The sequence below is a fragment of the Halodesulfovibrio spirochaetisodalis genome, assembly GCF_001672295.1.
GTDB classification, from domain to species: Bacteria; Desulfobacterota; Desulfovibrionia; order Desulfovibrionales; family Desulfovibrionaceae; genus Halodesulfovibrio; species Halodesulfovibrio spirochaetisodalis.
Genome location: NZ_JXMS01000035.1, coordinates 22,588 through 36,135, shown reverse-complemented (window position 1 = coordinate 36,135; position 13,548 = coordinate 22,588). Strand labels below are relative to the sequence as shown.

11 protein-coding genes are annotated in these 13,548 nt (G+C 47.4%); 9 read left to right on the top strand and 2 right to left on the bottom strand.

Annotated features, from left to right (window positions below; translation table 11 throughout):
* The first annotated feature begins 989 nt into the window (after positions 1 to 989).
* The 8 genes from SP90_RS15365 (at position 990) to SP90_RS15330 (ending at position 9,422) form a co-directional block, all read left to right on the top strand.
* The gene (locus SP90_RS15365) at positions 990 to 4,775 is read left to right on the top strand and encodes a proton-conducting transporter transmembrane domain-containing protein (protein WP_066858385.1); all 3,786 of its coding nucleotides are present in this window, start codon (positions 990 to 992) and stop codon (positions 4,773 to 4,775) included.
* 2 nt (positions 4,776 to 4,777) lie between these two features.
* On the top strand, positions 4,778 to 5,737 hold the full coding sequence (locus SP90_RS15360; protein WP_066858382.1) for a respiratory chain complex I subunit 1 family protein: 960 nt from the start codon (positions 4,778 to 4,780) through the stop codon (positions 5,735 to 5,737).
* An 11-nt stretch (positions 5,738 to 5,748) separates the two neighbouring features.
* Complete coding sequence (locus tag SP90_RS15355; protein WP_066858378.1) at positions 5,749 to 6,186, top strand: NADH-quinone oxidoreductase subunit B family protein; 438 nt, start codon at positions 5,749 to 5,751, stop codon at positions 6,184 to 6,186.
* 7 nt (positions 6,187 to 6,193) lie between these two features.
* Entirely contained in the window at positions 6,194 to 6,718 is a 525-nt protein-coding gene (locus SP90_RS15350; protein ID WP_066858374.1) for a 4Fe-4S dicluster domain-containing protein, read from the top strand.
* Complete coding sequence (locus SP90_RS15345; RefSeq protein ID WP_066858371.1) at positions 6,711 to 7,238, top strand: NADH-quinone oxidoreductase subunit C; 528 nt, start codon at positions 6,711 to 6,713, stop codon at positions 7,236 to 7,238. Before SP90_RS15350 ends, SP90_RS15345 begins: the two co-directional genes overlap by 8 nt.
* Before the next feature lies 1 nt (position 7,239).
* Entirely contained in the window at positions 7,240 to 8,325 is a 1,086-nt protein-coding gene (locus SP90_RS15340; protein WP_066858368.1) for a hydrogenase large subunit, read from the top strand.
* A 172-nt stretch (positions 8,326 to 8,497) separates the two neighbouring features.
* Complete coding sequence (hypA, locus tag SP90_RS15335) at positions 8,498 to 8,863, top strand: hydrogenase maturation nickel metallochaperone HypA (protein WP_066858364.1); 366 nt, start codon at positions 8,498 to 8,500, stop codon at positions 8,861 to 8,863.
* On the top strand, positions 8,853 to 9,422 hold the full coding sequence (locus SP90_RS15330) for a 4Fe-4S dicluster domain-containing protein (RefSeq protein WP_197498809.1): 570 nt from the start codon (positions 8,853 to 8,855) through the stop codon (positions 9,420 to 9,422). The genes hypA and SP90_RS15330 overlap by 11 nt, the downstream gene beginning before the upstream one ends.
* Positions 9,423 to 9,602: 180 nt before the next feature.
* Here the strand turns inward: SP90_RS15330 and SP90_RS15325 are convergent, their stop codons facing one another.
* Together SP90_RS15325 and SP90_RS15315 are read right to left on the bottom strand one after the other, a co-directional pair.
* Complete coding sequence (locus SP90_RS15325; protein WP_066858358.1) at positions 9,603 to 10,364, bottom strand: C-GCAxxG-C-C family protein; 762 nt, start codon at positions 10,362 to 10,364, stop codon at positions 9,603 to 9,605.
* Positions 10,365 to 11,758: 1,394 nt separating this feature from the next.
* Entirely contained in the window at positions 11,759 to 12,355 is a 597-nt protein-coding gene (locus tag SP90_RS15315; protein WP_066858351.1) for a GDSL-type esterase/lipase family protein, read from the bottom strand.
* A 615-nt stretch (positions 12,356 to 12,970) separates the two neighbouring features.
* Between SP90_RS15315 and SP90_RS15310 the strand changes: the two genes are divergently transcribed.
* Entirely contained in the window at positions 12,971 to 13,348 is a 378-nt protein-coding gene (locus SP90_RS15310) for a ferredoxin-thioredoxin reductase catalytic domain-containing protein (RefSeq protein WP_066858348.1), read from the top strand.
* Positions 13,349 to 13,548: the final 200 nt, after the last annotated feature.

Here is a 13,548-nt window from a genome sequence, read left to right as displayed (position 1 = left end):
ATTTTTTTGCATTTATGCGTTGCGATCTTATCCATGACTCTTGTTTTATAATGTAATGATAATTTTTTTCTGTCATTTTCACAGCAAGTTAGCTTTCTAAGGATTTTTTTCACATTCCAATAACCACACCTCATCCCTCAGATATCATTATACTTTTCCGTAACAACACCTTGCGCACAAACTGACACACACCTACTTATTCTTTTATTTTCATAGAGTTACATCTGAATCGCATAGCAAAAAGAAAGATTGTGCGATCAATCAAAAAAAGCTATACGTTCACTGCATGATCAACCAAGGAAATACATCAATCCACTAATCCATAAGATTAACACCCCATAAGTAAATGGGCACAAACGCTGTTTTGCGAAAGTACTCCTTCACAAAAAACACAACTTTTGCAGACAAAACCTTTAATTACAATACGTTAAACTAAAGAGCAGCGCGACACTCTTTTTGTACACCGGGAAAACCGACCCAAAAAAGAGCAAAATTGCCACTAACTTGCTTATTTGATTACTCATTCAATTGTAAAGAAGTGTAAAAGAACTAGGTTGCTGATTAGATTTGTGTTTATGAAATCTCTCACAATCGCATCCTATCAGTTCTATTTTCTTTTCCTTCTTTGAAGAAGGTAGTCACCAAACTAAAAGAAAGTAACGAGCTGCCAGATACTTCATCACACTATTCAGACTTGTGGGAGTGCCGACCCGCTTTTTTGAACCAAGTGTCATGTGTACGACTGTTTTCCCTGCACAAACGGGCAATAGTGCAGGTGATCAGTTCGATTTACAGGAAGTACTGCGCCGTATTGAGACGGCGAATTGGATTCGGATTGAAAGAACCAACAACACAGGTTGAACATAGCCTGGCTATGAGAGGAAAATGGGGTTTCCTCTGTGTTGTATCGGAAGAATACCGTGGATGTACCTGCTATAGGTGCGTCTGGGCAATCGGTATTGTCTTCTTTCATAAGGAGCAAGAATTGCATGTTACTTGAAGTTACCACTTCTCACTTCTCAGTCTACATTGGGTGTTTGATTCTACTGCTTGCTCAGTATTGGGCCTGTAAGCAGTTCAACAAATTAACAACTGTTCTCCTTTTTTCCAGCATTGCGGAAATCGGGGCTGTCCTTGCAGGGTTCGGGACAGGAACAATCTCCGGTAATGCAGGTGCTGCATTACATCTTTTCTATCAGCTCTCTATCAGAGGTCTGGCTGTTTTTGCACTTATCGGGCTGGCAACACAGTTCGGCAAACTTGATCTCACCAACCTCCGCGGTGCCTTTAAACGCGCTCCGCTCTTCGCAGGTATTTTCGGGTTTGCCATGTTTTCCGCCATCGGATTTACTCCGTTTAAAGGTGCAGTAAGCAAATTGGCTCTGACATACGGTCTTGTCAGCGCAGAAATGTACCTTCCGGCAATTATGATGCTTGTAAGCAACTGTATTGCCTTGTGGTACACCATCAAAATTGTTCAAACCATCTGTTTTGAATCTCCGGAAAACGCAGACGACAAACCTGCTACTTCAACTGTGCTCGGCGGTATTACCCTCCTTCTCGGCGCAGTTGTTGCTGTATCGCATGTTTTCCCGGACCTGATTCTCAATCCGGTTCTGACAATATTCGGTTCCGAAGCAAGCTTCCCTGAGTTTGAAGCTCACTGGCCGCTCGCTGCTTCGCTTCCGTATGTTGGCGCATTCCTGCTGTTTATTCCGTCCAGATTCATTCCGGAAGCGCTTAAACGCTTTGACTGGCGTTTCGTACTTGCAACCACACTTTCCGTAGTTGCACTTATCGCAACAGCCGCTACTGGCGCACCTGCGCTCTCAAAGCTTTTTGCATGCATCATGGCCTGTATCGGCCTTGTTGTTACCGTGTACTCCGGCGGATACATTCATAAAGAAAACGCGACCAGATACTGGTTCTTCCTGCTGCTCATGCAGGGGTCCCTTATCGGTCTTACACTTACCCAGAACCTTGGTTCTCTCTATGGTTTCTGGGAACTCATGACCTTCAGCTCCTACTTCCTCGTTATCCACGAAGAAACTAAGGACGCATTTGACGCCGGTTTCAAGTACTTCTTCATGTGTGCGGCCGGTGCATATGCTCTGCTGTTCGGTATCTTCCTTATCCACAGTGCAACAGGCAGCTTTGAATATGCTGCTATTGCGCAGGCAACAGGGAACGTGAGCCCTGTCCTTGCCGGCATCGCTGCACTGCTCTGCTTCTTCGGCTTTGCCGTAAAAGCAGGTCTGGTACCATTCCACAGCTGGTTGCCTGCTGCGCACCCTGTGGCACCTTCCTCCATTTCCGGCCCGCTCTCCGGTATTCTTACCAAGACCGGTATCTACGGCATGCTCATGGTATGCTTTGCCCTCTTCGGAGCTGGATACTTTAATCAGGAAGGCGCATTTGATATCACAACGCTGATCACTGTGCTCGGCGCAACAACGTTGCTGTTTGCAGAAGTTAAAGCACTTACGCAGACCAACGTTAAGCGCATGCTCGCATACTCCACCATGGCGCAAGTTGGTGAGATTGCAGCAGTGCTCGGCCTTGGCACATACCTTTCCCTTACTGGTTCCATGGCGCACGTTGTAAACCATGCAATCATGAAAAACCTGCTGTTCCTCGGCGTTGGTATGCTTATCATGCGCTCCGGAACATACTCCATCAACAAACTGAAAGGTCTCGGACGCGCAATGCCGCTGACCGGTCTCTGTCTGTTTGTGGGACTTATGGGTATTATGGGACTTCCACCATTCGGCGGTTTCGTAAGTAAGTTCCTCATGGTGTACGCAGCAATGGATGCAGGTCAGCCGCTTCTGGCAGCACTGATTCTTGCCGGTGGCTTAATGGGCGTATTCTACTACACCCGTCTTGTCCGCGTCCTCTTCTTTGAAAAATACGAAGGCAAGCCGGTTGCAGAAGCACCGCTTACCTGTCTTATTCCTATGGGCGTACTCGCTACAGCATGTCTCTTGCTTGGCGTGTTCCCGCAGCTAAACTATGTAGTTATCGTTCCTGTACTCCAATCCCTGCTTGCAGCAGGTAAAATTGCAGCACAGCCGTTACCGGATCTAGCCATCGGCTGGCCACTGTATGCAGCAATTCCAATGATTGGCGCAGTAGTTCCGTACATCCTGCGTGAAAATCTGGAAAAATCTGCATGGGGCACAGTAGGCGTTCTGGTTCTTGCATTCATCGGTCTTGGTTTCTCATGGGGTTCACTTGACGCGCTGAGCATCAGCTACAGCCTGCTCATTATCCTCATGGGTATCCTCAACGTTGTATACTCTGCGAACTACATGGATCACAGCCACACCCAGTGGCGCTTCTTCACCCTGTTCCTGCTGATGATCGGCGGCCTGCTGGGTGTTGCAACAAGCTCCAACATCTTCACGTTCTTCCTCTTCTGGGAGATCATGTCCAGTTGGCCGCTTTACTCCATCATCATTCATGAAGAATCCAAGAGTGCTCTGCGTGAAGGCTTCAAGTACTTCGCATTCAACATTCTCGGCGCTTCCTTCATGTTCTTCGGCGTAGCAATGCTCACAGCAGAGTCCGGTGTGTTCGGATTCAGTGAACTTGCTCAAGCGTTCAGCACCATGCCGGGTTCCACCGGTATGTACGCAATGGCATTCATTGCTCTCGGCTTCACAATGAAAGCAGCAATGCTTCCACTGCGAATCGATATCTGGATGCACCCTGCAACCGCACCGACTCCGGTGTCCGGTTACATTTCCTCCGTACTGCTTAAAACTGGTCCTTTCGGACTGATGAAGCTCTTCTTCATCATCGGCGGTGCAGGATTCTTTGCAGGCAAATCCGGTTACTGGGCGCAGCCGGCAATCATGTACACTCTTGCATGGGTTGCAGGCATCACCATCTTCTTTGCTGCTCTCAAAGCAGTAATGCAGACCTCTATCAAACGCGTGTTGATTTACTCCACCGTTTCCCAGATGGCATACGTTCTGCTCGGTATCTGTATGGCTACCTCGCTGACCGTATCCGGTGGTCTGATGCACTTTGTTAACCACATGTTCTTTAAAAACCTTCTGTTCCTTGCAGCAGGCGCAATCATGTACCGTACCCATGCCGACACACTCGACGAGCTGTCCGGTATTGGTCGCAAGATGCCGTTCACACTCACCGTATTCGCCATTGCAGCATTCTCTGCTGTAGGTGTTCCGCCACTCAGCGGCTTTACCTCCAAGTGGATGCTCTACCACGGCCTTATGGATGAAGGCGAAGTGCTGCTTGCACTGCTTGCGCTTTCCGGCTCCGTGCTTACCCTTGCATACATGATCAAGTTCCTGCACTCCGCATTCTTCGGCAAGCTCAATCCGGCTCTCGAGAATGTAACAGAGGTAGGCAAGCTTATGCGCATGCCAATGGCAGTTCTGGCTGGTGCGTCCATTTTGTTCGGCGTATTCCCGGGACTCCTGCTGGCTCCTGTAAACTCCATCATCGCATCAACCGGCTTTGCTCCGCTTGATATCAACCTTGGCGGTATCGCTACCGGTTCCGGCGCATGGGACGCTATTTCCTGCGCACTGGTGATGGCAATTTCCTACGGTGTGGCTCGTTTGATCCTTTCCTTCATGAACAAATCTGAGCGCATCTGTCACACACACGGTTGTGGTGTAACAGACATCAGCACAGAGAAGTCTCATGTCAGCGGCTCAAACTTCTACGAACCTGCACTGACCGTTCTGGAACAGTGGCTGAACCTTCCGGCCGAGTTCCTTTCCGGTAAAAGGAACAAATAGTCATGTTAGATATGCTTTCACATAGCTTTCACTTACTCATATTCCCGGGTGGGCTTTTTGCCCTCCTTCTGGGACTTCTCCTGAAAGGGTTTGACCGTAAGATCTGCGCGCGCCTCCAGCGCCGCGTAGGTCCTCCGATCCTGCAGCCTTTCTACGATATCATTAAGTTGAGCCAGAAAGAGACAATCATCCCTGACACCGCAAACAAAGCAATGTTCAAATTTGCTCCTGTATTCGGCTTCATGGGCATGATGGTGGCAGCCATGCTTATTCCTGTTCCGGGTGTATGGAACGGTGCCTCCGGTCTTGGTGACATGCTGATGCTTCTGTACCTGCTGCCGATTCCTGCAATTGCATTCATGCTTGCAGGTTCCGCGTCCAGCTCCCCGTACGGTGCAATTGGTACATCCCGTGAAATGGTACTCATGTTTGCGTATGAAATTCCTCTGCTTGTTGTGCTTCTCACAGTTGCACTTAAAGCAGGCGGCGCAGACGGTTCCGAGTTCTCCCTTGCACAGGTTGTAGCGTTCCAGCACGAAAACGGCTCATTCGGCTTCAACCTGAGCATGCTTCCAGCATTCATTGCATTCCTCTGCTTTATTCCGGGCACAATGGGCGTTGTACCATTTGACCTTCCGGAAGCTGAGCCAGAACTGCTTGAAGGCCCGCTGCTTGAGTACTCCGGTCCGTTACTTGCCATGTTCAACCTCATGAGCGCGCTCAAGCTGGTTGTTGTGATGGGTCTCGGCGTAGCTCTCTTCTTCCCGGGTACCATCCCGGGCGGCGCAGTGGCGAACCTTGCATGGTTCATCTTCAAATGCTTCATGCTTATGCTCGTGTCCGTGACCATTGTTCGCACTGCTACCGGACGCCTGCGTACTGACCAGACCTTCAAGTTCTACCTCAAGTACCCGTCTGTACTGGCGTACGTGAGTCTCGGACTGACCCTTCTGTTCAAATAAGGAAAGCTGAAATGTCTATTATCGATGCAATCAAAAGCAAGGCAGTCCGTTCTCCGTGGTTGTACCGCATTAACGCGGGTTCCTGTAACGGCTGTGACGTAGAACTTGCCACCACAGCGCTTATTCCGCGCTACGACGTTGAACGCCTCGGCTGCAAATACTGCGGCAGTCCGAAGCATGCTGATATTGTTCTTATCACCGGCCCTGTAACCTCCATGGTTAAAGAAAAGGTGCTGCGTGTTTATGAAGAGATTCCAGATCCGAAGGTGACCGTTGCTGTGGGCGTATGCCCTATCTCCGGCGGTGTATTCCGCGGCAGCTACTCCGTACCGATTATGCTGGATGATATTATTCCTGTTGATGTGAACGTACCGGGTTGTCCTCCACGCCCTCAGGCTATTCTTGAAGGTGTAGCTATGGCACTGGATATTTGGAAAACACGGATCTAAGGGGGTAATGGTGCTTAGTATCTTTAAAGTTCTCTGGAACAACCTGAAACAAGGCCCTTCCACCGATCCGTTTCCGTTCGGTGAAACTTTCACCCCGGCACGCCTTCGCGGCAAGGTCGCTGTAGACCCTGAAGCATGTGTTGGCTGCGGTGTCTGTGCAACTGTATGTGCAGGTAACGCAATCAAGCACGTTGAGCGTGGAGACGGTTCCGGTAAAGACTTCTACGTTTGGCACAACACCTGTACATTCTGCGGGCTGTGCCAGCACTACTGTCCAACTGACGCGATCCGCCTGACCAACAACTGGTCGACAGCGCACCGCAACGAAGACAAGTACAAGATGAAAGAGCACGAGTTTGTAGCGTACGCACGCTGTCCTCAGTGTGATCAGGCCATGCCGAATATGCCGCATGCAATGCTTGACCACATTTATGGCGCACCGACCGAAGAACTCGAAGCTATCTACAAACTTTGTCCTGAGTGCAGAAGACAGAAAGCCGCACAACAGTTTGGAGCTCAGATCCATGATTAATACAATGAAACAGCGAGTTATCGAACTCGTTGATACCATGCCTAACGGTGCAGAACTTAGCTGGACTGACGACCTTAAAGAGAACCAGTACGGCTGGGTCACTCTTAAGAACGTTGCAGACCTTCCTCTGTTTGCAGAAAAAATTCTGCCGGAAGGACGTCTTGTAACTATCTCCGCATGTAACGCTAAAGCAGAAGACGCTAAAGCCTTCCATGAAGTGTGCTACCACTTTGTTATGAAAGGTCTGTCCGTAACTGTAACTGTACTGCCGACCGGTGTTGAACCGACTGTACCTTCCATTACCCAGTGGCATAAGTCTGCAGACTGGACAGAACGCGAAATGGCGGAAAGCTACGGTATTACCGTAACCGACCACCCTAACCCGCGTCCGCTGTTCCTGCATGAGACTGTACAGTCCGAAGCTATTGAACGCCTTGTTCCTCTTTCCACCATGACCAACAGCGCGTCCACAAACGCACTGTGGGAAAAGATCATGGGTGAGAAAGGAGAGGAGAACTAGCATGTCTAATACATACACAATTCCGGTAGGTCCGCTGCACGTTGCGCTTGAAGAGCCAATGTACTTTCAGGTGGACGTAAAAGGTGAAGTTGTCCAGTCCATTGAAATGTTCGCAGGACACTCCCACCGCGGTATGGAAAGCCTTGCGCTTGAACGCAACTTTTTCCAAAACATCGTACTCACAGAGCGCGTATGTTCCCTCTGTTCCAACAACCACCCGCTGACATACTGCATGGCACTGGAGAACATCGCACAGATTCAGGTTCCTGAACGCGGTCAGTACCTGCGCGTAATTGCAGATGAAGTAAAACGTATTGCTTCTCACATGTTTAACGTGGGTATCGGCCTGCACGTTATCGGTTTCAACACACTCTTCATGCACGCCATGGAAGTTCGTGAAACCATGCAGGATCTCAAAGAGTCCATTTGGGGTAACCGAATGGATATTTCCGCCAACACCATTGGCGGCGCCAAGTACGACCTTGACGATGAACTTGAAGCCTACCTTCGCAAAACACTTGAAGAGCTTAAAAAGCCAGTGGAAGAGTTCAAACACATGTACGCAACTCACCCGCAGGTAAAAGCACGTACCAAAGACGTAGGCATCCTTCCTCCGGAAGCTGCCATTGAGTACGGCCTTGGTGGTCCTGTAGCACGTGGTTCCGGCATCGATAACGATGTACGTAAGGAAACCCCGTACGCTGCGTACGACAAGCTCAAATTCAATGTTGTTCTTGGTGAAGGCTGCGACGTTCGCTCACGCGCGCTTGTCCGCCTCGGCGAGATTTTCGAATCCATCAGCCTTATCGAACAGTGCCTCGACCAGATGCCAAAAGGCCCAATCTGCTGTGATCCGCTTCCGGATATCCCTGCAGGTCAGGCTGTGGCTCGCTCCGAAGCACCACGCGGCGAACTTATCTACTACATGCGTACCAACGGTACCATGTACCCTGAACGCCTTAAGTGGCGCGTACCAACCTACGTAAACTGGGAAGGTCTGCGCGTAATGCTGGATAAAGCGAAAGTTGCGGATATCGCACTTATCGTAAACAGCATTGACCCTTGCCTCTCCTGTACAGAGCGCTAACGAGTCGGTCTTAAGGTTACGCTGTGTTGTTTGCCTCCGGCGGGTCTCCGACGGGCGGGGCTTTGCCCCTGCACCCCACGAGGGGGACGCCCCCTCGACCTCGAAGTAGGTGTTCTCTTAATGAGAACCAGAGGCAACCAGCAGAGTCTAGTAGAATAAGAGGAACTATCTGATGCATGAATTAGCAATTACCCAGAGCATGATCACCATCGTCAACGAGACGGTCAAAGGCAAAGACGTAATCGTCCGCGAAATACGCATCGAAGTCGGTGAACATACCTGCATTGAAAAGCACACCCTTGAAGGCTGCTTTGAAGTCTGCACAGAGAACACTCCTCTTAAAGGTGTACAGCTGACATTCATTGATATTCCAGCAAGCTGGAAATGCAAAGAGTGTCACTACACGTTCGAACAACGCGTCGTGGACGCGTGTCCGCGATGTTCTCATACAAATCTCACCATGGTTACCGGTCGAGAACTTCAGGTTAAGAGTCTCGAAGTGGAACCTGTTAATAAGGATGATTCTCATGGAAACTAAAGAGTACGCATTGGTTGTTGACGCTGAGAAATGCAAAGGCTGTAAAAAATGTGAAATCGCATGTGTTGAAGCACACACCAGCCTTACCCGTAAGGAAATCATTAAGAACAAAGCTACTAACTTGAGCCGCATCAAGGTATGCAAAATTGAGAAAGCTAAGGTTCCTGTACAGTGCCGTCAGTGCCACAATGCACCATGTGCACGCGTTTGCCCTACTGCTGCTCTCGTTCGTGAACCTGGTATGGTACGCGTACGCCAGCATCTTTGTGTAGGTTGTAAAATGTGCGTTATGGTTTGTCCGTTCGGCGCAGTAAGCGTTGATCACAACGAGCCTATCATCGGTGATGCAGCACCAACTTCCCGCAAAGTTGCTATTAAATGCGACCAGTGCTCTGAGTGGCGTGCTAAAAACGGTGAAGAACTCACCGCATGTGCTAAAGCATGTAAGTTCGGCGCAATCAAATTCGTTGAAATCCACGAATATCAGGCACAGAAAGCTGCTGAAGCAGCACGCTGCTGCGTAGACGCCAGCAGTGACGAACAGCAGTCTATCAACTAGACTCAGCTCGATTACAAACAGTAAAAGGGCTGCCCCTCATATGAAGGGCAGCCCTTTTTTTATCTATAAACAATGAATGGTGCTCAACCACAGCGTTTCAGGATACGTGAATTTTCTTCGTACCTAAAACTGGGTAGAGTCATTCGAAATATCTTTGGCAGGCAGTCAACAGGTCTCAGTCTAGCCAGCCTTTACAGAACGAAACTCAGGTTGTTTTACAAGAATAACTGAACCAGCATCGTCTTGTGTAGAATCTGTACTCAAGTCGCACTGCATCTTGGCATTCTTATCAACTGTCGGCACGAAGGTACCGTCAATTTTCGCATTCAAAATCTCAATGGCCTTGCGAGCGACATCTGCTGTAAGACGTGCACAGCGCTCTGAGCACTCTTTTGATTTAACAGGAAAGCCTGATACATACGCCCAGCGGGCTTTTGATGTTGTGCACAACACATTACCACTGATGCTGGTTGGAATATCTACATCCAGCTTACAGTTAACAGCCGGACGGTACACTGGCAGTGCGGTTACATCGTGCCACTGGAATAATTCACGCACCAGCTCGTTGTGCTCTTTCTTCTCGTAGAAGAGGCCGTAGGCAAATGCTGCGCCTGTGAGTGCACCGCATGTGGACTCCCAGCCGCCCACACCGGAGCGCCCTGCCTTCATGCTGTGAAACGGAAAATCTTTGTACGGAGCACCGTATTTTTCAGCCATCTGCCCGATGATGCTATAGAACGCAGCATAGCAGCAACCATATCCACCGATACAGCCATCATACGCCATACGTTCCCCACGGCCAGGGTCAACAACCTGTGGCTGCCACGCCGGATTTTCAGGAAACACGGTTTCCAGCGTTACTGATTTCTTTTTATGTGAACCGGTGCTGCTTCCCAGCTGTGACAGGGTCTCATGCACCTTATTTTCTATAGAACGAGTCATCATCTCTCCTACCTGATTTACTTCTACGTATCCGGACACCAATTTCTGCCCGTCTTACACCTGCAAAGTCAAGCGCTACCGTAGGCATTTTTCATCAGGCAAAAAAAAAGTGCCTTTCGGCACTTTTTACTTTCTGCAACGTCTGCAGCCAGTACACATGGTTCCGCAACCTACTTCTGCAAAAGTTACGTCTACCAAAGCTTCTTCAAATTTTTTCCAAGCACTCATAATGTATTTCATGTCGTTTCCCTCCGTTGGAGACTAAATATGCATGAGATGGCCTGAAGTAAAATTCAAACTTTTTAGTATGTTCATAAGTTTTTTTCATTAAACACATTTATCATACAATATCGGATAGTTGAGCAGATCATCTTTTTGATTTAGGCATATATTGCCCGTAAAAATATATAGGAGAAGACTTCAGTTTCATAATTTGAAGTAAATTTTATCCACAAAAAAACCTGCAGAAGCATTTCCGCAGGAAAAATCTGATCACTGTTATCGTATATATAGATGCGTGCAAAAGAACACACAGTTAGTGAAAATATTCACATTATCTTTTTTCGTTCAAGACACAAAAAGAAAAGCGCCTTTCGGCGCTTTTTCTACTTTCTGCAACGATTACAGCCAGTACAATAGGTTCCACAACCAACTTCAGCAAAGGTTGCGTCTACCAGAGCAGTCTCTAATTTTTTCCAGGCACTCATAATGTATTTCATGTCGTTTCCCTCCGTTGATCTTTATCTATGCCTGAGGGGGTACAAAGTAAAATTCAAAGAATTCATCCAATTCATAATATTTTTTTATGATATTCATATCTACTTACAAATCAGGCAACTACGGTTACAACCACATAACACCACGGATAAAAACGACATTTTTTATACCGCGTATACTCAAAATACCAGGCTGGAACGCACAAAAAAACCTGTAGTTCAACTACAGGCTATCTCAAACATGACATGAGAGCTTACATGAAAACATTCACCCCTCTAAAACGCAGAAAAGCGCCTTTCGGCGCTTTTTCTACTTTCCGCAACGTTTGTTGCAGCAAGTACAAATGGTTCCACAACCAACTTCAGCAAAAGTTGCGTCTACCAGAGCAGTCTCTAATTTTTTCCAAGCACTCATAATGTATTTCATGTCGTTTCCCTCCGTTGATCTCTATCTATGCCCGGGGAGGTTCATTGTAAAATTCAAAGAATTCACCTTTTTCATGAAAAATTTTTAATACAAAACTTTAATCAATAAAATCAAGACATAAGAAAACAGTCACAGTTATCCCATCGCATAAAACAGACAAAAAAAGAGGCTGTGCACCCATTGCACAGCCTCCATATACATTACATACGGGCTTGCCAGCGGCAATACGAAGCACCCGTTGAATGCCTAAACTAGCTATTCATCCACAACACAATATGCTCATGCTCATGAAGCGCGTTCGCAATAAGTGCATTGCCATCTTTGTCGGGGTGAATGCCATCAGACAACGTGTTCAAGTACGGTTCGTGATGTTCCAGTCGGGTAAATACATCCACGTAAGGAATATCGTAATCCGCGCACATATCAAGATATGCCGCAGAAAGTTTGCCAATTCGCTCACGGTGGGTAATGTCCACAACCGGAAACGGACTGACCATAACAATATTACTTTTACCGTACGTTTCCACTGCATCAACCAAGATGGTGCGTGCAGCGTTAATAGAATCTTCAATAGAAACGGTCTGCACACCAGCAGGGGCAGCCATATCCACTACGCCAAAACAAAAAAGCAGACGCGGATCACTTTCCGGAATAAGTCGGGCTTCGACTTCCTGTTTCCACCGTTTTGCTATGGCAAGGCTTGAATGTTTACGGGCTCCCATATTGTAAAAGGTACTAGGAGGCACCGGTACACCGGAGATTACGCTTAACTGCCCAATCCAACCACTCAGGGAGGGGTCGTTCACACCGAGAGTTAAGGAGTCACCAAAAAAGAAAAAAGTTTTCATATTCTCTCCTGTCCAAGCCGGCTAATAATCAAAAAATACGATGCATTACCTCTATTCGCATAAATAGCCATAGAAACAGTAACGCTTTAAGTCTGTTCCACTTTTGTCAGTACAAAAGCCCAACACAGCTTCTACACAATACAAATATTGTATCTGTGAATATAGCATAGTGGAAATTATCCGATACTATACTTAACGCTATAAACGCCCGATTGTCTAGCGTTCCTGATTCAACCACTACTTTTTATTATGCTTTACTAAAACCCTGGAACAGTTTGCCTGACCATAAAACATTTCTTGAATCAATCTTACAGCAAGATAAAAGAATGTGCCGGCACCACAAAAAAGCAAAAAAGACATGACAATGAACTGTAGCTCTACTTTTTTAGAACTATGTATCACTTCATAATTTATACTAAATAAGAAGGAATTTAATCTACTGCGCTGCTACGGCTTTTCATTGAAATCAAGTTACGATTCTTTACAGCATATTATGAAATATTCTTGGAATTCAAACGGTTCTCACACCGTTCAACCCTTGACAGGGCACGTCAAAATACTTACCAATTTCATCGGGATTATATCCCGCTAAATTCACCTTTCAGGACACCAAAAATGAGCGAACCAAAGGAAGAGACTCTTCACCGCGTACGTAACTACGTTACGAAGTACTGCGCAAAAACAGGGCTGACTACCCACTCCATGCCAGAAGTGACAGATGCGGTTGTTGCCGGTCTCGCTAATCACATTGACACATTGGGGAAACCTCTTTGTCCATGCCGTTTTTATCCGGACAAAGCGGAAGAAATTAAATCCCGTACATGGCTTTGCCCATGCGAAGACATGAAAAAATATAAATACTGCCACTGTATGCTCTTTGTTAATGAAGACGGCATGCCTGTGACAGAACACCTTCCGGAAGGTCATGAAGGTATCGCTACGTACGGCGTAACCAAAGACCCTGCTCCGGAAAAATACAATCCGCCGAAATAAAAATTTTCTTTATGCTAGAAACGAAAGTCCTCAATACCATGCAGATATTGAGGACTTTCGTTTTTTCTGTGACTGGCAAACACTATATAGTTGCACCGTAAATCCAACCAATCTAGGCTTCAGACAAAAAAAGAGGCTCCCGTCACAACGACGGAAGCCTGCAAACCATATGATTAGCGGCAGACAATACTGCCGTAAAA